Consider the following 21,000-nt stretch of genomic DNA (forward strand, 5'->3'; position numbering starts at 1 on the left):
TCAGGGTATGGAGTTTACGCCCTTCGACTCCGCTCAGGACGAACGGAGTTTGGACGTCACTGATAGAGGAAACCCATCAATTACATTGAAACCGTGTACTAGTCATTCTGAGTCAACGAATTGAGAGGATTAAGACCATGTCAGACACAAATGAACAACAATGCCTGTTTATCAATGGACAGTGGCTTAAGGCAAATGGCAAACCCTTTTCATCAGAAAATCCGGGAACAGGCAATATGCTCTGGCAGGGTGCCAGTGCCACAGCAGAACAGGTAGATCAGGCGATAAGCGCCGCCCGGGAAGCCAGTCATCACTGGGCTTTTCGCCCATTTCAGGAACGAGAGGCGTTCATTAAGGCGTTTGCCAATGAGCTGGAGCAGAATAAAGAGGCTCTGGCGGAAATCATTGCCAGAGAAACCGGCAAGCCGCTTTGGGAAGCGAAAACGGAAGCGGCTGCTATGGCCGGGAAAATCGCTATTTCAATAAAAGCCTACCATGAGCGGACCGGTACTGTTGAAAATGCCATGCCCGTAGGAAAAGCCGTGATTCGTCACAAACCACACGGGGTTGTTGCAGTATTTGGCCCCTACAATTTTCCGGGTCACCTTCCCAATGGGCATATTGTTCCCGCACTGCTGGCTGGTAACACGGTGGTTTTCAAGCCCAGCGAATTAACACCGGCCGTTGCAGAATACACGATGAAACTCTGGCAGCAGGTGGGCATACCCGACGGAGTTATCAATCTGGTTCAGGGAGAAAAAGAAACTGGCATTGCTCTGGCCGGGCACCCCGGTCTTGATGGCCTGTTTTTCACCGGCAGTTCAAACACCGGCAAGATGATCCACCAGCAGTACAGCGGCCAGCCGGGAAAAATCCTGGCGCTGGAAATGGGCGGCAACAATCCGCTGATTGTCACCGAGATGGCAGATACCAAAGCTGCAGTACACGACACTATTCATTCAGCATTTATTACCGCAGGTCAGCGCTGTACCTGTGCCCGACGTCTTTTTGTTCCTGCGACGCCCTGGGGGGATCAGTTTGTTGATGCACTCACTGTAGCTGCGGCCAACATTAAAGTAGGTCAATGGGATGATCAAGAAGCGCCTTTTATGGGAGCGCTTATTTCTGAAGCTGCGGCCAAACAGATATTGGCAGCCCAGGAAACGCTGCAAAACCTGGGAGGCAAAAGCCTGCTTTCATCAACACATCTTCAAGCGGGCACCGGATTGGTATCTCCGGGTATTATTGATGTGACCAATATCAAAGACCGTCCCGATGAAGAATACTTTGGCCCACTCTTACAAATTATTCGTTACGATCGTTTTGAAGATGCCGTTGCAGAAGCCAATAACACCCGTTTTGGTCTCTCCGCAGGATTATTCAGTGAAGCACCAGAGCAGTACCAGTTCTTTTTGCAGAGAGTACGCGCGGGTATCGTTAACTGGAATCGTCCAATCACCGGTGCCAGCAGTGCCGCACCTTTTGGCGGCCCCGGTGACAGTGGCAACCACCGCCCCAGCGCCTATTTCGCTGCAGATTACTGCGCTTACCCGGTGGCCAGTGTTGAGTCGGAGTCACTGTGTATGCCCAAAGAACTGGCACCCGGGCTTGATTTGTAAACAGTCCCCATGGACCCAATGGTGAAGTAGTCAATAATGAAAACAATAGAAGCCAACTTTGACGGACTGGTCGGCCCTACCCACAACTATGCAGGGTTATCCCAGGGTAACAAGGCCTCAATCCATTATGCGGGCAAAGTAGCAAACCCAAGGGAAGCGGCTCTCCAGGGTCTGGAGAAAATGAAGGCGCTCAGTGAACTGGGCTTTATCCAGGGCGTCTTAGCCCCCCAGGAGCGCCCGGATATTGCCACTCTGCGAAGGTTGGGTTTCACAGGCAGTGACTCACGGGTCCTGTCTGACGCGGCGCAACAGATGCCTGCCGTTCTGGCAGCCTGCTGTTCCGCTTCCAGTATGTGGACCGCCAATGCAGCGACGGTCTCTCCCAGTACTGACTGCGCTGATAGTAAAGTACATTTCACGCCGGCTAACTTAATCAATAAATTCCACCGCTCTATTGAACATGACGTTACCGGAAAAATACTAAAATCGACGTTTAATAATCCTGACCACTTTGTTCACCATCAGGCTCTGCCCTCCACCGAATACTTTGGCGATGAAGGGGCCGCGAACCACACCCGTTTTTGCCGGGAATATGGCGAACAGGGCGTTGAATTCTTCGTTTATGGCCAGGAAGCATTTAACCAACACAGTACCTCACCACAGAAATACCCTGCCCGCCAGAGTCTTGAAGCCAGCCAGGCTATCACCCGCCTGCATCAGCTTGATCCGGACAAGGTGGTATTGGCACAACAAAACCCGGCGGTTATCGATCAGGGCGTTTTTCATAATGATGTTATCGCTGTCGGCAACCGCAACCTGCTGTTCTGCCATGAACAGGCATTTGTGGAGCAGGCTGCTGTCTATGAGTCATTAAGAAAGGCTTATGGGTCGATGGACTTCCATATTGTTGAAGTAGCAGATCAACAGGTCTCAGTAGCCCAGGCAGTAGGAACCTACCTGTTCAATAGCCAGCTCCTATCGCTGGAAAATGGCGAAACCATGATCGTTGTCCCCTCTGAGTGTGAAAATGAACCTGCGGTCTGGAGTTACCTGCAAAGCTTACTCAATGACGCAAGTTGCCCTATTACGGATCTAAAGGTTTTTGATCTTCGCCAGAGCATGAATAACGGCGGAGGCCCGGCCTGCCTGCGACTGAGAGTGGTATTAAATGACCGGGAACTGGCAGCGACCAATCAACATTGCCTGATCAACGACCAGCGCTTTGCAACCCTCAGCCACTGGGTCAAAAAGCACTATCGTGACCAGTTGTCGGAAAAAGACTTGGCCGACCCGTTTTTACTGACAGAATCCCGAACTGCCCTGGATGAACTTACACAAATTCTTAACCTGGGTTCAGTCTATCCATTCCAGAATTAATAACCATCAAGCGTATGTAAGGAACAGTCTTGAAATAACTTCCACATTTCTACGGAAGCTACCCGCTGCCGGAAAAGCCGGAACCGCTTGTGCTTTTGCGGGCAACGGGTGGCGGGAAGCGGGCGGCGACCTTTTTAATTCCTTGATTACTTACCGCCAAATACCTTTTTATCTTCAGCAATCCTGTGTGCCACGGCCGGATGCTGGAAAAGCCGATCAATATAAGCCGACAGCACCGGATACTCTACCGACTCAATCTGGACTCCAGCATGGGCGAGATTAATAAAGTGGGTGGCCAGGGCAATATCGGCCAACTGAAGATCTCCCCCAAACAGAAAGTCTGTTTCCGGAACCTGAGATTCCAAATAAACACAAATCTGTGGCAATTTGGTTTGTAAAATTTCCTGCACTTTGACTTCGTCAGCAGGCTGGTTAATCAGCTTCTTGGCCACACGCTCAAAAAAGGCCGTTCCCAGTACCGGCAACATCACCGTATCGGCATACTCTTCAAACCAGCGGGCCTTCGCTTTTTCCTCAGGCATTTTTGGGTAGAGAGCCTGTTCTGGATAACGGTCCTCAAGGTACTCGCAGATCACCGTCGAATCCGCCAGGGTAACTTTGTTATCTTCCCAGGCAGGAATTTTTTTCAAGGGACTGATTTTTTCAAAGCCTTCCGGTTTCATAAACGGGGTAACCGGCACCAGTTCATGGTCAATCTGTTTTATTTCCAGAGCCAGCAGTACTTTTCGAACCATGGGTGATAGTGGCACCCCATATAGCTTACTCATGGTCACATCCTCTATGATTATCTTTTTTCAACCAACAGCTATCCTACCTTTTACTGCCGCCTTTGCAATATCCAGAAAACCAGAACATGACCTTCCCGCCCTCATAAAGCGAGTCTCTGCATAGTGAGCAAAACACTAAGCCTCTTTCCGGGCAATTTCCTCAGTGTATAGGCGCGGGATTACGGACACAGATACTTGGTTACCAGGGCTACTGTGCCAATAGTCGCTCCGACCATCAGCCCCCCGGCCATGCCATGGATGCCTGAATCAATAGCAGAGGCAAGAAGGCTGGAATTTTCAGAACGTACAATGGCTCCAACAAAGAAGCCAGCAAGGCCTGAAACGCCAATGCCAAGGGCTGCACCCTTGCTCATGGCAATGGCCAAACTACGACTGCTTGCGGGAAACAGAGCAGTGTAACTAGAGGCTAATGCAACACAAGCTGCAGAACTAACGGCGATGCCGCCGATGGAATAACCCGCGATAATATAAGCAGCGTTCGGCTGATGAGGAAGGAGTCGGGCAAAGGTGGGGATCAACCCTCCTCCAGTGGTAAAGACCATGCTGCCAAGTGCGAAGTGGCTGTCCAAGAAGGTAGTCCTGAAGTACGAGGCAACTGCTGCCACTGTTCTGATCAAACGTCTGGTTATGGTGATATACCTGTCATATATCTGATCGGGGTCGAACGGTGCCCGGCAGCCAGGGCAGGTCGGGTTATTGCTTCCCCAGCGAATGATGCACGATCGGCCAAAAACGTGATGACAATTCAGGCTGACTGCATCATGGCCGGGCCGACTGGTAAAATCTTCCAGGCAAATCAAACAGTGACTCGTACTATTATTGGTAGGAACAGAGCTTGTTTCCATTTATATTTTCCCGTTTTGGTTGGCCGCACGCCGTTGCTCATTCACTTCGGAAATTGACAACTTGTATCCAGACATTTTTTCATCTGAACATTTTTCCCTGGAAATAGTTCAACGGCAATCCATTATTGCGGTTATCCCCTAACGTTTCAGGCGTCTTGTCATCCTCTGGTGGAGCCATAACCTTCATCTCTTCCCGCGCTGAAGATAAACCGGAAGTTTTATCAGGTTCTGCGACACTATCTCTCTTAATCCTCATCCTGCTGATTGTCAGCGCCTAACACCACACCAAAACCTTTATTCAGCCTTCGAAATCCTGGGTTATCACCACTGGATTCAGGCACGCCCAGCGTCTTGCGAAGTGTATCCATAATAAACCTGGAAAAAACTTTCATTTCAAAAGCATAGGGATCACGGGGATTGTTGGTCATTAAACCGGTGATACCAAGCACCTCTGGAAGACGATGGAAAGATTCGTCAGAGAACTTTCCATCCACTATTGCCCTGGCAAAAATTTCCCGGACTAAAACCCCCTGATCATCCAACTCATTGATCTTCTGTGCTATGGCATGCTGAGCTATGTTGTGAGGGTCCATCGAGTCATTGTTGTAAGGATCCAGCTTAAGGTACTTACGGGTAGCAACTTCAATGGCCAGTTTTACCGGTTGAGCGATAGACCCGTCTCTTATCATTTTACGTACTTGATCTTCCGAAGCATTCTGCCAGTTACTGTCTCCGGTATAATAGGCAAACAAAGCACGGAATAAGCCGACACCATCATCATTCTTAACCTGTAACATAGGTATCGACTGGGCGGGCGGTACACCATCATCCCGGGTAATGGCTTCATCTTCAAAATCCACACGTCTCCCAAGGTCTCCCGTTTTATCACCAGAAGGTCTATAAGGGCTGGATTCATCCGCTGAAGAAGCGTTTGTGCTAATGGCTGGCGACCTATTTGAGCGTTGCGGGTTTGTCCGGGAAAATGCCGAGACACCAGAGTCAGCATCCTCATCACTCTCAGCCTTGCCTCGTAAACGTTTTTCCAACTCCGCCATCAACGTCGCTTTGGCATCAAGCGTTTCTCCACTGGTTTCTTTTGAGTTATACCTGTGATAAGCGAGGTCTTTGTGAGCTTTCCTGGCTCTTTCAATCCGTTTCTTGTGATCAGCGTCAGGTGGAATAGTTTCTTCCTCAAAAGCTGAATCCCCGTCTTCAGAAACCACCGATGCCTTCTCAGGGTCATTGGTAATTTTAATGGAGGGATTTGGCTCTAATGCCTCGGGAGTACCAAGGTTCCCTGGTCTATCTGAAGAATGCTGGCTACTGCCATCAAAAGAAAGGCTGATAATTGGGTTTTGTATGGCATGAAAGCGGGCCTGGAAGCCCAGAATCTCTTGCTCGGATGAGCCGAGCTGCGCCAGCTGAGAAAGGAGAGTATTAAAATCACGGGCACCATCAGTAATGGCCTGCTCGATAAGACCTGCATCATAAGCAGACTGTTTTTCCGATTTCAGTTCACCCACTAACTCCAGAGATCCCTGCAACCATGACTTCAAGTCAGATAAATCCAAACCATCCAGCTCAGGTGGAATTAAACGAACCCGTTGTCCATCGGGCGAATTAAAAGTTAGTTTGACATCACTCGACTTGTCTTCTCTAAGAGTTTTAATGGCTGCCTTATGCGCTTTTTTAAATGCAGTCCTTAACTTATCATTTGGAAGATCCCATTTGCCATTCATTGCATCCTGGATTTTTTCCAGTGCAGTTGTCGTCGCATCAATATATCTCATCTCCTCGTTTTTTCTGAAACTTTGTTCCAGAGGCTTATCATCGGCCAAAAGCCTGTTCAGATCACGCTTGATTCCTTCAGCCCCCCCCGCTCTATTTGGGGGAACCGTACCTCCGGTAGCACTTGTTGGCTGAATATTGTCAGGTAGCCCACTACTCCTGACAGGGTTATCATTTCTGGGAATGCGCCTTTCGGCTGGATGAGGCGAGACTCTCTGCCTGGTTGACGTTGTACCTGTCTCTGCTGTTTCACCAGCACCGGAATGAGTTGGGTGAACTGAAGGGCCAACGGGTGTTCCTGATGGTGGCGGGCCTGGAGGGTTCATAGAAAATCCTTTTCAATCAACGTTGTTTCAGATAAGAGTCCTTTCATTAAGTTAGTTAAAGCATGCCAGCCCTATACGATGAATATAACAATATTAGAAAAAACAGAATATTAGAAGAACTTGTTTTTTTGACAAGCAACATAAGAAACCAAAAAAAAATTTAAAATATGACACTTGCTCAGCATCTCACACAGCCAATTAAAAATAAAACACGCATTACTTGATAAACAATAAGATCAAGAACATATTTTTTATAAAGGAGTGAATCATCATCAGATGTTCACCTTACGCAGCAATACCGTATTCAGGTAAGCCTATGATTAATTTCTTGATCAAATCATTCTTAATACCTATTTTTTTTGTTGCTCCTGCAGCATGGTTTGGATTTAAATTTTATGCTGAAACCCAGTTGATCAAAGCAATAGACAAATATAAACCTGTAATATCTGATTACACAGAGGTTGAGTTTGATACCGTTAATGTTCATATAAATGGTGAAGTATCAATAACAAAAATAATATTAAACCCTAATAAAACCTTCAAAAGCCCTATTAATATAAAAAAACTAACCGTTATTTTCCCAAGCACTTTGACAATGATGAAGACAGTGTATGATGTCAGTAATGGAGAACTCTCAGAGCTGCCTGATTCACTGCGCTTCCAGTATGATGGAATTCAACTGCCACTAGAAGGTAATGAAGAGTTTTATACCTTATTCAATGATCAACGCCAGTTACAACTCAAACAAGAGCTGAGCAGCATAGTCGAACCTACCTGTGGTATTGAATATATTATCGGCCTGAATGAATTCAAACAGATGGGTATTGATACACTCATTGATAGACATTTCTGGGAATATAAATATACTCCCGAAAATCAGAAAATGTTTGTTCGATTTGGCATCAGCGCCACAAATCTATACAAGGCATCACTACAGGCAAGCTTTTACAAAAAAGGGTCTCCTGTTATCAACGACTTTATGCAAATACCCTCCCTCACCAATGCTGAATTTACCTACCAGGATGAGGGTCTGATCAGGATGGGCAACCAGCATTGTGCTAATAGCTCAGGTATTTCCACAAAAGCATACATTAACCGTATAACCATTCTACCAGACAGCTTTTACTACTATAAAGCAGGCATTATTCCTAATGAAGCGATGAAAAATGCCTACATCAACTTTCTGAAGAATCCGGATACCGTGACCATCAAGGCACATTTTCCACCCAACTTCCATCCTCAGGCCATCTCTGTATATGACACTGAGCTCTGGGTTTCATCATTTGGTCTCACTCTGCAGGTTAACAACAGCCCAGTTTCTCCCTTTGAAATCATCACCCCAGCTCATTTTGGCCCGGCAGGGGATTCAGATGATGTGGAAATGACGGAACCCCCTTCCAAGAATACCAATGCAAATATTAAGACGGAGTGGAAACCTAAGCCCACCTATGAAGAAGCATCCAAAACCTACATCTTTGTTGATGAACTGCCTGCAAGTAATCAGGAAACGGAATTACGGAAGCATCAGCAGTCCAGGAACATTCCAATTTATGAGTTACCAAATCATATTGGCGCCTGGTTAGATGTTTATGTCGAACCATCGAAACGTTTCAGTGGAGAACTGCTCGCCGTCGAACGCGAAAGGCTGTTACTGAAGGTTCGATCAGCAGGGGGAAGCATCACAATGCCCATTAAGCTTCAACGCATTAAATTTATTAAGCCCAGATAAAAATCATCGTGTTTAAGTGATACTGATACGAGCCAATACTTTGCATCACAAAATTTCAGGCATAGAATGTGCGGACATCAATAACGTCAATATTACTAATAGCTATAATAAATAATTATGCATGACTGGAATAATTATTAGACAGAGTGTTTATGGGAGAAACTAATACAAAAAGAAAAGGTCTTAAACTGGAATTCAATAATTTAATAATTCAATGAATCGTTCTGTTAAATTACCTCCATTCGAGGTTGCTTTTGCTGGGCTTTATTCGAGTTCACAAGAACAAAAGCACCAAAATATCAAAAATGAACAACAGCCGACGTATCAAGGCATATCTGTTCAGGCGCTGAGAACTCCCTTTCATGTTTACCATGGTCAATCAGACAGACACAACAATAACCCTGATCCATTTGGTTTATTGAATAAATATAAGATTGCATCTCTAACTCATACCGATCAAGAAGACCCTCATGGAACTGATATTTCTGAGGTGCCACAGTCAGGGCTGGATGAATATTCATCTTGTCATTCTGACACTAATCCCTTAGATGATGCGCTATCATCAATACCAGACATCCGCTCTACTCAGCAGGTATGCATATTGGGGAGCAAGCCTGAGGTCAACGAGCCGATACCAGCGAGCCATTCGGATCCGGATTATCAGTTAACCAATCTTCCTGATATGCTCTCTAACCCACAAAATTCAAGGCCAGTTACTGTAGTTAGCCCGCAAAACCAGAACCAAACGACAAGTGATAATCAAACACCCCAGGCAGAAGAAGATGTTAGTGCTAACACTTCAGCAGTTCGGCGCCAAAAGTGCTATCAGAATTATTCCGATCACTCAGAGCGCCGCAGGGTACGCCAAAGGGAGCGTTATCGGAATGATCCTGATTTGGCAAAGAGTCGAAGGGAACGCTACAAGAATGATCCCGATTACGCAGAACGCATAAGGGAGCGCCAAAGGCAGCTTCGCAAAAATCCTGCTTACGTAGAGCGTGAAAAACAGCGCAAAAAAGAGTTTCGCAAAGATCCCGCTTACGTTGAACGCCAAAACAGGCTGTTGAGGGAGCGCCGAAAGGAGCGTCGCAAAGATCCCGCTTACGTTGAACGCCAGAGAGAGTACCAAAGGGAATACCGAAGGAAGCGCCTTAGAGAGTTTCGCAAAGACCCCGCTTGCGCAGCTGTCGCATATACCAATTCCACCTTTTAATCATGAATTATGCTTCCATTTTGAACTGATCCACACAGACACCTCACGGTTAGAGTACATTGTCAGGAAGCTTCATACCCCGCCGTTACCAGCGACGCACTATCCCCAGGCTACTAAATAAATTCGGTTCTGCTTCAACGTGTCTCAATTCATTAAGTTCCCTAAGCAACACAGTGAGTCCAGACCTGAACCCATACCCTGATGACGGCTTTCTTAGTAAGAGAGAGGCCGGTACCCGTTCATGATTCAGACCGGATACCGGTTAGATTGAAATGCTATTTTCTACTGGAAGTGGAACGACCAAACACTCGATAAGTGAGTGGTCGCTCATGGTGCAGCCCAGCCAAGCTAGCTACCTGCACGACTATCGTCGCATCACATCATGCCGCCCATACCACCCATACCACCCATACCGCCCATATCAGGCATAGCAGCTGGAGCGTCGTCCTGTGGCTCATCAGCAACCATGGCTGCAGTAGTGATCATCAGGCCTGCAACAGAGGCAGCTGCCTGCAGGGCAGAACGGGTTACCTTGGCTGGATCCAGGATACCCATTTCGATCATGTCGCCGTATTCACCGGTGGCTGCGTTATAACCGAAGTTACCAGAACCTGCCTTAACCTTGTCAACAACCACAGAAGCTTCGTCACCAGAGTTGGTAGCGATCTGACGGATCGGGCCTTCCAGGGCACGCAGAATCAGCTCAACTCCGGCACGCTGCTCAGCATTAACGGTTTCAACGTTGATGGCAGACAGGGCGCGAACCAGGGCTACACCACCACCAGCAACCACGCCTTCTTCCACCGCAGCACGGGTGGCATGCAGGGCGTCTTCAACCCGGGCTTTCTTCTCTTTCATCTCAACTTCGGTAGCAGCGCCTACCTTAACAACGGCAACACCCCCAGCCAGCTTGGCTACGCGCTCCTGCAGCTTCTCTTTGTCGTAGTCAGAAGAAGAGTTTTCGATCTCGGCACGGATCTGCTCAACACGGGCAACGATGTCAGCCTGAACGCCAGCGCCGTCAACGATAGTAGTGTCTTCTTTGGTAATCTGTACGCGCTTGGCAGTACCCAGGTCGTCCAGAGTCGCCGTTTCCAGAGACAAGCCTACCTCTTCAGAGATAACCGTAGCGCCAGTCAGGATAGCGATATCCTGCAGCATGGCCTTGCGGCGGTCACCGAAGCCTGGTGCTTTAACTGCTGTTACTTTAACGATACCGCGCATGTTGTTCACCACCAGAGTCGCAAGGGCTTCCCCTTCAACGTCTTCAGCGATGATCATCAGTGGCTTGCCAGCTTTGGCAACGGATTCCAGAACCGGCAGCAGTTCGCGGATGTTGGAAATTTTCTTGTCAACCAGCAGGATGAATGGGCTTTCCAGTTCAGCCGACATTCTTTCCTGGTTGTTGATGAAGTATGCAGACAGGTAGCCACGGTCGAACTGCATGCCTTCAACAACTTCCAGTTCGTTTTCCAGGCCGCTGCCTTCTTCAACAGTGATAACGCCTTCTTTACCGACTTTTTCCATGGCTTCGGCGATGATCTGGCCAACAATTTCATCGGAGTTGGCAGAGATAGTACCGACCTGGGCGATGGACTTGCTGTCTTCACAAGGCGTTGACATGGCCTTTAGCTGCTCAACAACAGCCGCTACCGCTTTGTCGATACCACGCTTCAGGTCCATTGGATTCATGCCGGCGGCAACGTACTTAAGACCTTCGTTCAGAATGGACTGGGCCAGAACGGTAGCCGTAGTCGTACCGTCACCGGCCTGGTCGTTAGCCTGGGAAGCCACTTCCTTAACCAGCTGGGCACCCATGTTCTGGAACTTGTCTTTCAGTTCGATTTCCTTGGCGACGGTCACACCATCCTTAGTGATGGTAGGCGCGCCAAAGGATTTCTCCAGCAGAACGTTACGGCCCTTAGGACCCAGAGTGGCCTTTACAGCGTCAGCCAGGATGTTGACGCCCTTGAGCATTTCTTTGCGAGCTTCGTCGCCAAATTTAACTTGTTTAGCTGCCATGGTTGGTGACCCTGTGCACTATTTACAAAATCTTGTGAAATCGGAAAAATGCCGTGTGATTGCCCGAAAATCAGCCTTCCAGAACGGCGTAAATGTCACTTTCAGACAGAATGATCAGCTCTTCACCGTCAATCTTCACGGTGTTTGAGTCTGCATACTTGCCGAATATAACCTTGTCACCAACGCTAACGCTAACAGGACGCCTTTCACCATTGTCCAGAAACACGCCATCGCCGACTGCAACCACAATACCCTGGTTAGGCTTTTCAGCGGCAGAACCTGGCAGTACGATGCCACCAGCAGAGGTAGTTTCTTCTTCGACACGACGAACGACCACGCGATCACGCAACGGACGGATTTTCATCGATTCTTTCTCCAACAGTTTGCTTATGCCGTGCAACCTTTTACAGGCTGCTCGCTATCAACGTAATGGCAGTAAAACGATACATCATCGCTTCACTATGGCCCGGATTACCCGAACCTCCTGGTATGCACCCGGGATGAAGTTTACTTTGACACGGGCCTTTAATAACAGTTCAAGGCCTTGCCGAAGTCTTATCAGGTGTTCCCCTTAGTATGGGTAGCTGGCACAGTTTTCAAGAGGCAGATGGAAAAAAAACAACTTTTCCACAAAACTCAGGCTTTACACTCCTGATAGAGTGAAAAATTCGTTACATGTTCAGAAATCAAGGCTTATCAATTAATGGCGCTTTCGGCTTTCGGAACCATCATCATCATTTTCCCGGGTATAGTCCCCATCAATCGTATGGTTAAGATGGGTTTGATCATGATGCCATGATGGCTCACGGCGATACTCAGCCTCAAAGATATTGGTTTGCTGCACCTTAACCCCGCTCACTTTCAGCCAGCGGCGGATCAACAACCGACGAACCGGTGGAATCAACAGGAATATCCCCAGAAAATCGGTAATAAAACCGGGGATCAACAGCAACAGGCCACCCAGGGCAATGGCCAGATTTTCCAGCATTTCCAAAGCGGGCAGTTCACCTGCTGCCATCTTCTGACGGGCTCTTAATGTGGTTTTGAAGCCCTGACGGCGAATCACTTCGATGCCAGTAAATACCGACAGAATAACCAGGGCAACCGCATTCCAGGCTCCGATGATACTGCCCACTTTGATTAGCACCACCATTTCCAGAATGGGTAAAAGAATAAATAGCAGAAAGAGGAAGCGCATAAGAGGCCCCGTGAATCATTGGAGCCTCCTATATAGAGGCAGTGTCGTTTTTTTTCAAGGGTTGTCAGAAAGCACAGTTGGCTTCATTCCGGGCAAGACTGTTGAACTTTAGATGCAACACGCTGCCAAGAGCCCGAACAACTGACTGAAAATCCAAAAGGCAGGAACCAATCGACTGAATGAACTGTCAAAACTTTTAAGACGTTTAAAGCAGCGTTTGATAATTATCAGAATTCCATCCAGACGGTCCCGGTCAGTAAATACGGAGAACCCTACACGATGCAAAATTCCCTTACCACAACAGCCCCTGTTCAGGCAGCAGCAATTGATCCTGCAACAACCCATAACCCGCCAGAATCCAAAGAACGCTTTTGTGGGTATCAGGTTTCTACTGCTGAAGAACTCAGGAAAGAAGAACTCAGGAAATTCGATGAACTCATGCCTCTCAAAGTTCAGATTTTCAGTTGGGATTTGTGTGATGGTGAACGAGAAGATGGAACTATCCTCGAAACGCGCTCGAAAACCCCCCTTCGATGGACTCGGAAATGGCTTATTACGGACAGAGAGATCACACCCAATGTGGGGGCATTTGACATCCCCATGCCTGAGGGCAATGTACGCATGTTCATTGAACGGGGGCTTGGACGAGTTCTTAAATGTCATGGTGATAGCCCAAATTCCGGGTCCGAACGTTATCGTTCATATATCAACCTGCCAAAAGATCCTGTTGATTATGTATGGAGAAAAGAACTGGGTCTGGACAGCAACGAAGACGCATTGATTGAGATTTTCGGGGAAAACAATGCACAACATTTGAGAGATCAACTGAACCGGATGCAGGCCAACGACCCAGATGATGAAAGAGTCAAACAATGGATTGAGATATGTGAAATGTTCAGCGAAAACAAGACCTGCTCTTTTCCTTATTACGCAACAAGGACCTGCCCTGGTCCTTGTTTAACAAAACCTGATTATGGCTGGAAATCCCCCAATGGATTCAAAGAGAACGTCATTCTTGATTTGGTATTTTATAATATCGATCGTAGATCAATTCAATCCATCAACGACCATAAAGATAAAATCTTAAACTTCCTTAAATCGGAAGGGGTCACTGGCAATATACTGTGCGGAAGAATCCCCTACCCGGTGGATTCACCGCCACCACCGGGACGGGGAGCACTAACGGAAGAACAGGTGTTTATAAAAGAACTGCAAATATTTCTGAGAACAACCCAGGTACAACAACTGTCCGAGGCATTATGGCAGTTTGTTGAAAATTCCCGCGATGCTGCTGATCCAGCCCCTGAGCTAAACCCTGATTTTGTTCCCAGGAAGGGATTTCCTGATCGCTGGTAGTAGGAAGGCTGTACTCACCCCTTAAAGAAAAAAAACTGCTTACCCGGGTACACCAGCCTCGCAAATAAATCAAAGACAACCGGCAAGTCGGGCTCTGTACAGCCCGCTCTCCAAAGAAAGGATTCTCTCATTATAAATATTGTCTTTTATTCAGATTCGTTTCAGGATGATCACTGTACCTTCCACCAATAAAGCATAAGAACAATTATGGACATCAAAAATAAAAACATCCTGATTACCGGTGCTGCCAGAGGACTTGGCCTGGCAATGGCCAACTGGTTTGCAGAGCGTGGTGCCAATATGGGTCTTATGGACCTTGATACTCCCGAACTTCATAAAGCAGCGGAACTCTGTCGTTCAAAAGGGGTTAACGCGGTAGCAGTGCCAGCGAATGTTGCTGAAGAGGCTCAGGTTGAAGCGGCTGTTCAGAAAGCCTATGCAGAACTCGGCCCATTGAATGGCCTGGTCAACAACGCCGGCATTCTCAGAGATGGTCTATTGATCAAAGCCAAAGATGGCAAAGTGACTGACAAACTCTCCTTCGACAAATGGCAGTCCGTGATTAATGTTAACCTGACAGGGGTCTTCCTCTGCGGCCGTGAAGTCGCCGCCAGTATGATCGACAGTGGCTCAAAGGGCGTCATCGTCAATATCGCCAGCATTGCCCGTGAAGGAAACTTTGGACAAAGCAATTACTCCGCTGCCAAAGCCGGTGTCTCAGCCATGACAGTGACCTGGTCCAAAGAACTGGCCAAATACGGCATCCGTTGTGCCGCCATTGCCCCGGGGGTTATTGAAACCGCAATGACCGGCGGCATGAAGCCAGAAGCCAAAGCCAGATTAACCGCGGGTATTCCTGTTGGGCGCATGGGTACCCCGGAAGAGATTGCCCGGACCGTTGGTTTTATTTTTGAAAATGATTATTACAATGGGCGGGTTTTAGAGCTGGATGGTGGGTTAAAACTTTGAAAGATACTTTTCAGGGATAACAGAACGCGTGCAAAGACTCAATGATCGACAGGCTGAGGCCGTAAAATACATCGATACTCCCCTGCTGGTACTGGCCGGTGCCGGCAGTGGTAAAACCAGTGTTATTACCACCAAAATTGCCTACCTGATTCAACAGTGTGGTATCAGCGCCAAAAACATTGTGGCCGTTACCTTTACCAATAAAGCCGCCCGGGAAATGAAAGAGCGGGTTGGCAAGCTGGTGAAAGGCAAAGCTTCTTCCGGGCTGACGGTTTCTACGTTTCATAACCTTGGCCTGAATATTATCCGTCGTGAGTACCAGATTCTGGGCTATAAACCAGGTTTTTCGATTTTTGATCAGCAGGATGCCCGGTCACTGATTACCGACCTGATGCAGCGGGATACCTCTGCAGATGATAATGGTGTGGATCAGATCCAGCACTGTATCTCCAACTGGAAAAATGATCTGATCTCCCCGGCCCGGGCGTTACAGGTGGCCAGACAGCCCTGGGAGCAGACGGCAGCGATTGTTTATGAGCACTATAACCGCATGCTGAAAGCCTATAACTCAGTGGACTTTGATGACCTGATCATGAAACCGGTGGAGTTATTCAGACATTATCCGGAGGTTCAGCAACGCTGGCAGGACAAAGTTCACTATATGCTGGTGGATGAGTACCAGGACACCAATGGTGCCCAGTATGAGCTGGTCAGGCGATTGGTGGGCGACCGTCGTAAGTTGACCGTAGTCGGTGATGATGACCAGTCCATTTACGCCTGGCGTGGCGCAAAACCGGAAAATCTGGCGCAGCTGAAAGAAGATTATCCCAGCTTAAAGGTGATCAAGCTGGAACAGAATTACCGTTCCACCAGCCGTATTCTGAAAGCAGCGAATACGTTGATTGCCAACAACCCACATGTGTTTGAAAAAACATTATGGAGTGAGATGGGTGTCGGGGATGAAATCCGCGTCATTAAATGCCGAAATGACGAAATGGAGTGTGAGCGGATTGCCACAGAGATCATCGCTCACAAACTACGCCACGATAACAGCTATAAAGATTATGCCGTTCTCTACCGGGGAAATTTTCAGTCGCGGTTGTTGGAACTGAAACTTCAGCACCATGGTATTCCTTACCACATTAATGGCGGCACCTCGTTCTTTGCCCGGGCTGAAGTGAAAGACGTCATGGCCTACCTTCGCCTGCTGATTAATCAGGATGATGACAACGCGTTTCTGCGGGTGGTGAATACCCCTAAGCGGGAGATCGGGCCATCGACACTGGAGAAGCTGGGCAATTACGCCAACAAACATCACATCAGTATGTACAAGGCCTGTGAAAAAGCCGCCCTTGCAGAAGACCTGGCCCCTCAGTACGTCGAAAGGCTGCGACGCTTTACCGGGTGGATGGACGACACTTCACGACGGCTGCAAACCAGCGAAGACCCTATGCAGGTGATTCGTGAAATGATTGCCGATACCGATTATGAAAACTGGCTGATGCAGCACTCCTCAACCCCCGCTCAGGCTGAAAAGCGCATGGCCAATGTCTGGTTTCTGGTGGATGCCCTTCAGCAAACCCTGGAACGGGGTGACGAAGACAGAACGGTTGCCGATGCCATTGCCCGGCTGATTTTACGGGATATGCTGGAACGCAATGAAGAAGAGGAAGATGCAGACCGTGTTCAGCTACTCACTCTCCACGCCTCCAAAGGTCTTGAGTATCCCCATGTCTTTATGATGGGGATGGAGGAAGAGCTGCTGCCTCACCGAACCAGTATTGAAGAAGATAATATTGAGGAAGAGCGTCGTCTTACTTATGTCGGCATTACCCGAGCCCGGAAATCACTGACCATGACACTGGCCGGACAAAGAAAGCAGTTTGGTGAGATCATTGATACAATGCCCAGCCGCTTCCTTGATGAGTTGCCACAGGAAGACCTGGTGTATACGGGCTTTGATGAATCATCCCGCCAGGAAACCAAAAAAATGGCAGGTAAGATGGGACTGGATGCGCTTTACAAGTCTATCGGCGTATAGCCGACATGAGCACAAGTAAAGGGCAAGGCTACCTTCTTCTTCTGCTGCTTTGTAGCTGTAGCTAAACGACTTGAGGCTTTTACCCTGCACCTGTTGTCCATACATAACCCGGATCGATTTTTTTGTATCCATACCATGTTTGCGCCCTTTGCCGGTGATGGTCAGCGTTGGATGAATCAGTCATAGCCCAGAGACTGAAAGTATGCCCCATGGAACTGAACAGACAACGCAGTCTGAATCTGATTTCAACATCAACCTGAGGGTCGCTGGCGATTTCCGGTTGTTCCAGCATTGCCTGCACCGCATTCCAGATGACTTCAGGATTTATGTCAGGGTCAATCTGATCCTGTTCCAGACAATACATCAGTGACGGCAAAATAAATTTATTCCGGGCATCCAGCACCCATTGTCTGGCCTTCTGTCTCATCGGTGCATCGGGAATGACAGCCGAGCGAAAAAAATCATCAAACTGATGCAACTCCGTCCATGCGCACTCCTCCCAGATTCGCTCAATGCCAATACAGGTTTTCAATAGAGGATGATTCAACAACTTCTGGTATATCTGGCGCTCGGCGGTGATATCCGACCGGACCCTGGCCGCCCGGATACACCGGAGTGTTTGCAGAACAATCGGATTCCAGTTCCGGGAAAGCAATTTTTCAAAAGGCTTTATGGCTCCCCTGGCCGACTGGACCTGGAAACCCTGACAATCAGCCGATGGCCAAGCAAAACTATGCTTGCCGGATCGGACCGCCCTGATCACTGGCGAAACCTCTTGTTGACCCGCCTTGACCGTCAGAGGCTCGTGCCGCTCAGCCCCACCCGCCCTTGGGGATTGAATGGCATCACGCCCTGACTTGTTACCAGACTCGTTTCTTTGACCATTGCGCTTCCTGCCTTTATTCCGGGCAAGCCCCACAGACAGGATGGCAGACTTTGGCACATCTTCAGAAAACTGTCGTAAAACTGCGTCAAAATCGTAGTCTTTGTCTAAAGCCGCTGCCTGCCCTCTTGGTGTTTCTGGAAAGGCAACCAACTCCCTGGCCCGCTCACTGGTATCACTCCAGTACTCAGCCAGCAAAGGGCTTTCCTTCAGATAATAGCGGGCATATTCAGCTGCCGCATTGGCAGCCAAATCCCACTTATGGGCTTTCAGGAAAAAAATATAGGCACTTGACCAGTGATTAGGGGACATTTGTGCGGCTTTGCGATATAAGTTGGCTACTTTCCAGCTATACATTGGTGAAGCAGTATGTGCACACTGATGGATTCTTGCCTGAAGACAGGTGGCCAAAGTATGAATATCTTCATAGTCTTGATTGCCTTCTTTTGGGACGAGACGATTGACGGCTGATTGAAGCTTTTTGTCAATCTCCAGTACTCTGCGCTTGCATGACTTTTTTCTTCCGGTGTCCATACTGGCGGTAAGTGACAGGCATTCGCCAATCAAAGCCTTGACTAACAGGTAGAGTTCAGATCTTAACTCTGAGTCAGAGAACCAGCGCGAGCAGTTATAACGTTTGACTCCCCATAAGTGATCGTTCTGCTGCTGTAAATAAGTCATCACCATCATCTGCATTGCGCCACCAAGCCAGGTTTTCGGTGGCACATTCGGCTGACTGACAAACAATGACTTGATGCTTACCGGGGCAAACCGCACATAATCGTAGGGAGAAAAGCTGACCGGCGACAAAAAGAAATACATTTCCCTGAGTAATACCGGGCAATAGGCCAGCAAGGTAATACCCTTGTGGTAATTAACGCCATCCTCAAAGTGCGGCAACCCCCCCATAAAATAGAGCAGGCTTAATGAATAAAAATCCATCATCATGCTGGCTTTATTGGTTAACTCAGCAAAGTCATTCAACACACTTTGATTCAGGGCCTGTACCAGATACTGCCGGTCAGTTTTAGAAACCGGCTCACCGCGAAGCATATCGCTGTAGCATTTCAGTAGCACCCAGTTTCGAAAATAGACTGTCATCTCCACGGGCATATCTTTTTGCAAGCCAAGCAGATTTCTTGTTATCTGGTTCCGATCTTGCTTTTTCTCCAGCCAGGCAGTCACACAGCTATCCAGCACTCGTTTCGAACCTAAAGAACAGAGCTTATCCACAGTCCACTTGATACCAGCTACACGCGGGTCAAAGTTTGCAAATCTTTCCTTAACGTCCTCACCGGGAACCGTGAACCGATCCACGGGAATACTCAGAAAGCGGTCAAGCCAATATATGAGTCCGGCATTGCGATCACTACCCTGATTTGTTGCTGCCTGCAAGTCATTAGCCTGTAGCCCGTGTGGTGAGGCTGGTGCAGTAGCTGCTCTATCGACACCCGGTGCCACAGAATGACTCACCACTCTTGCAGCAACTCTGGTCCCGCTGGCTTGCCCAGCAACAACAGAGCCCTGGCAAGCCGATGCCGTGGCAATCTCATTGCGGGTGTTAGCGACACTATCGACCTGCCACGCATTTAAACGACAGCGGTTTTCAACACCCCCTTGCCCTTGCCCACTCCACTCACCAGAGTTCAGATCAGAGTCGTTTTGCAGGCCATCGCTGCCGCGGTCAACTGCCGGATTATCCGTGATCGCAGGAATGACGCTGGCTGTGCCATAACTGAAATTGCTATGCATCGGATTGCTTCCTGCAAGATAATTTTTACCCCGTTTGACACTCATTCTTCAAAAAGGTTCACAGGACATTCAACCCCGAACCCATATTTTATAGACTTCTGCTTCGACCAGACGCTCACTGGAGTCCCAAAAATCCGAATAGAGAATATTCACCTCCTGACTCGAAGCAGCAGCATCTTCTGCATAGCGGCAAAGGCTTTCCTGATAGGTGGTAAACTGTCCAACATCAGGAACCAACTGATGGTCGATGCGTGCCCCTCGTTTTTTTTCAAGAGTGCTTCCAGTTTCATCACTTACTGACTCACGGGGAAAACTCTGGGCGGGTATCCATTCATCCCGATAACTGACAATATCTCGAGAGCCGCCTAAATGAATATCAATAATACACAGATTACTTAACAAACGTCTGTTTATCCGCTGAATTCTGGTGACCAGCCCCCTGGCTACTTTCTCACGATAAAACCAGTGGCTGTGATAATCCCAATCAACTTCAACACCTTCCGGAAACGCTTTAAACGAATGGGAAACGGAAAAATCTTCTGCCAGAGGGGTAATATCCGTAAGAATGAAGTCACTTTCAGAACTGAAAGGACTTCTCCAGAAGGCTTTACTTCGAAAGGAAAAAACGAACGCCTCTGAATCTTGTGTAGCAACCAGATCCTTCCAAAGCGCTCGGCCCGTTGCTTCAACAGAAAGCAAATATTGAAATGGAGGGTACTGCGCAAGCTGCGACACTTCACTGGCATGCACCGCCAGCTCTCCGGAACTCCACAAAATCCCATTAACCCACTCTCTGGCGCCAGGGTTTCCGACCAATATTCCGGTTAGCCAGCTATTCTCACTATCCACGATAACCGCATCGTTTGTTGAACTGCTCAAGGCTTCTCTCTGTGAAACCGGAACAAACTTGCCCGGGTAATTCGCTTCTGATCTTCCTGGCAGAACAAGAAACAACACCATAAAAACAATAATGGGCATCCATTTAATCATTAGTTTCCCTGTATGAGTTTTGACATCCACTCTTGATTAAAACCGCAACGAGCGCAACATTCGTTGTTATGATCCAAGGCTCA

The 21,000-nt window shown here is 48.1% G+C and carries 15 protein-coding genes; 7 read left to right on the plus strand and 8 right to left on the minus strand.

Annotation, left to right across the window (positions count from 1 at the left end):
* Positions 1-137 precede the first annotated feature (137 nt).
* Together astD and astB are read left to right on the plus strand one after the other, a co-directional pair.
* The gene (gene astD / locus KDK15_RS06740; RefSeq protein ID WP_257294601.1) at positions 138-1,619 is read left to right on the plus strand and encodes a succinylglutamate-semialdehyde dehydrogenase; all 1,482 of its coding nucleotides are present in this window, start codon (positions 138-140) and stop codon (positions 1,617-1,619) included.
* A 36-nt stretch (positions 1,620-1,655) separates the two neighbouring features.
* The gene (astB, locus tag KDK15_RS06745) at positions 1,656-2,996 is read left to right on the plus strand and encodes an N-succinylarginine dihydrolase (protein WP_257294602.1); all 1,341 of its coding nucleotides are present in this window, start codon (positions 1,656-1,658) and stop codon (positions 2,994-2,996) included.
* Positions 2,997-3,142: 146 nt separating this feature from the next.
* Here the strand turns inward: astB and KDK15_RS06750 are convergent, their stop codons facing one another.
* The 3 genes from KDK15_RS06750 to KDK15_RS06760 all read right to left on the minus strand — a co-directional run bounded on the left by KDK15_RS06750 (position 3,143) and on the right by KDK15_RS06760 (position 6,764).
* A complete protein-coding gene (locus KDK15_RS06750; protein WP_257294603.1) occupies positions 3,143-3,784 on the minus strand; it encodes a glutathione S-transferase family protein in 642 nt (213 codons plus the stop codon).
* Positions 3,785-3,963: 179 nt separating this feature from the next.
* Positions 3,964-4,650: an RING finger domain-containing protein gene (locus KDK15_RS06755; RefSeq protein WP_257294604.1), complete on the minus strand. Its 687-nt coding sequence runs from the start codon at positions 4,648-4,650 to the stop codon at positions 3,964-3,966.
* A 245-nt stretch (positions 4,651-4,895) separates the two neighbouring features.
* Positions 4,896-6,764, minus strand: a complete 1,869-nt coding sequence (locus KDK15_RS06760) for a hypothetical protein (RefSeq protein WP_257294605.1) — start codon at positions 6,762-6,764, stop codon at positions 4,896-4,898.
* Between the two features lie 316 nt (positions 6,765-7,080).
* Here KDK15_RS06760 and KDK15_RS06765 point away from each other — a divergent pair, with 316 nt between their 5' ends.
* Entirely contained in the window at positions 7,081-8,493 is a 1,413-nt protein-coding gene (locus KDK15_RS06765) for a hypothetical protein (protein ID WP_257294606.1), read from the plus strand.
* A gap of 601 nt (positions 8,494-9,094) precedes the next feature.
* Complete coding sequence (locus KDK15_RS06770) at positions 9,095-9,706, plus strand: hypothetical protein (RefSeq protein ID WP_257294607.1); 612 nt, start codon at positions 9,095-9,097, stop codon at positions 9,704-9,706.
* A gap of 375 nt (positions 9,707-10,081) precedes the next feature.
* Here the strand turns inward: KDK15_RS06770 and groL are convergent, their stop codons facing one another.
* The 3 genes from groL to KDK15_RS06785 form a co-directional block, all read right to left on the minus strand.
* A complete protein-coding gene (groL, locus tag KDK15_RS06775) occupies positions 10,082-11,728 on the minus strand; it encodes a chaperonin GroEL (RefSeq protein WP_257294608.1) in 1,647 nt (548 codons plus the stop codon).
* A 70-nt stretch (positions 11,729-11,798) separates the two neighbouring features.
* Entirely contained in the window at positions 11,799-12,092 is a 294-nt protein-coding gene (locus KDK15_RS06780; protein WP_257294609.1) for a co-chaperone GroES, read from the minus strand.
* A gap of 336 nt (positions 12,093-12,428) precedes the next feature.
* A complete protein-coding gene (locus KDK15_RS06785; RefSeq protein WP_257294610.1) occupies positions 12,429-12,926 on the minus strand; it encodes an FxsA family protein in 498 nt (165 codons plus the stop codon).
* 279 nt (positions 12,927-13,205) lie between these two features.
* On the opposite strand from KDK15_RS06785, the gene KDK15_RS06790 reads away from it, so the two are divergent.
* From KDK15_RS06790 to rep, 3 genes are all read left to right on the plus strand, one after another.
* Entirely contained in the window at positions 13,206-14,282 is a 1,077-nt protein-coding gene (locus KDK15_RS06790) for a hypothetical protein (protein ID WP_257294611.1), read from the plus strand.
* Positions 14,283-14,489: 207 nt separating this feature from the next.
* Positions 14,490-15,251 (plus strand): SDR family oxidoreductase, encoded by a 762-nt coding sequence (locus tag KDK15_RS06795; RefSeq protein WP_257294612.1) that lies wholly within the window; start codon positions 14,490-14,492, stop codon positions 15,249-15,251.
* A 28-nt stretch (positions 15,252-15,279) separates the two neighbouring features.
* Positions 15,280-17,292: a DNA helicase Rep gene (rep, locus tag KDK15_RS06800; protein WP_257294613.1), complete on the plus strand. Its 2,013-nt coding sequence runs from the start codon at positions 15,280-15,282 to the stop codon at positions 17,290-17,292.
* Between the two features lie 79 nt (positions 17,293-17,371).
* Here rep and KDK15_RS06805 read toward each other — a convergent pair whose 3' ends face one another.
* Both KDK15_RS06805 and KDK15_RS06810 read right to left on the minus strand, forming a co-directional pair.
* Positions 17,372-19,927 carry a hypothetical protein gene (locus KDK15_RS06805; RefSeq protein ID WP_257294614.1) on the minus strand — a complete coding sequence of 852 codons (2,556 nt, stop codon included), beginning with the start codon at positions 19,925-19,927 and terminating at the stop codon, positions 17,372-17,374.
* A 69-nt stretch (positions 19,928-19,996) separates the two neighbouring features.
* Positions 19,997-20,917 (minus strand): hypothetical protein, encoded by a 921-nt coding sequence (locus KDK15_RS06810; protein WP_257294615.1) that lies wholly within the window; start codon positions 20,915-20,917, stop codon positions 19,997-19,999.
* Positions 20,918-21,000 lie beyond the last annotated feature (83 nt).

The organism is Endozoicomonas sp. YOMI1 (assembly GCF_024606345.1).
Classification (GTDB): domain Bacteria; phylum Pseudomonadota; class Gammaproteobacteria; order Pseudomonadales; family Endozoicomonadaceae; genus Endozoicomonas.

What these genes read in the sequence shown, in the direction of transcription:
- astD (WP_257294601.1), top strand. Translation starts at nt 138, where the DNA reads ATGTCAGACACAAATGAACAACAATGCCTGTTTATCAATGGACAGTGG.
- astB (WP_257294602.1), top strand. Translation starts at nt 1,656, where the DNA reads ATGAAAACAATAGAAGCCAACTTTGACGGACTGGTCGGCCCTACCCAC.
- KDK15_RS06750 (WP_257294603.1), bottom strand. Translation starts at nt 3,784, where the DNA reads ATGAGTAAGCTATATGGGGTGCCACTATCACCCATGGTTCGAAAAGTA.
- KDK15_RS06755 (WP_257294604.1), bottom strand. Translation starts at nt 4,650, where the DNA reads ATGGAAACAAGCTCTGTTCCTACCAATAATAGTACGAGTCACTGTTTG.
- KDK15_RS06760 (WP_257294605.1), bottom strand. Translation starts at nt 6,764, where the DNA reads ATGAACCCTCCAGGCCCGCCACCATCAGGAACACCCGTTGGCCCTTCA.
- KDK15_RS06765 (WP_257294606.1), top strand. Translation starts at nt 7,081, where the DNA reads ATGATTAATTTCTTGATCAAATCATTCTTAATACCTATTTTTTTTGTT.
- groL (WP_257294608.1), bottom strand. Translation starts at nt 11,728, where the DNA reads ATGGCAGCTAAACAAGTTAAATTTGGCGACGAAGCTCGCAAAGAAATG.
- KDK15_RS06780 (WP_257294609.1), bottom strand. Translation starts at nt 12,092, where the DNA reads ATGAAAATCCGTCCGTTGCGTGATCGCGTGGTCGTTCGTCGTGTCGAA.
- KDK15_RS06785 (WP_257294610.1), bottom strand. Translation starts at nt 12,926, where the DNA reads ATGCGCTTCCTCTTTCTGCTATTTATTCTTTTACCCATTCTGGAAATG.
- KDK15_RS06790 (WP_257294611.1), top strand. Translation starts at nt 13,206, where the DNA reads ATGCAAAATTCCCTTACCACAACAGCCCCTGTTCAGGCAGCAGCAATT.
- KDK15_RS06795 (WP_257294612.1), top strand. Translation starts at nt 14,490, where the DNA reads ATGGACATCAAAAATAAAAACATCCTGATTACCGGTGCTGCCAGAGGA.
- KDK15_RS06805 (WP_257294614.1), bottom strand. Translation starts at nt 19,927, where the DNA reads ATGCATAGCAATTTCAGTTATGGCACAGCCAGCGTCATTCCTGCGATC.
- KDK15_RS06810 (WP_257294615.1), bottom strand. Translation starts at nt 20,917, where the DNA reads ATGATTAAATGGATGCCCATTATTGTTTTTATGGTGTTGTTTCTTGTT.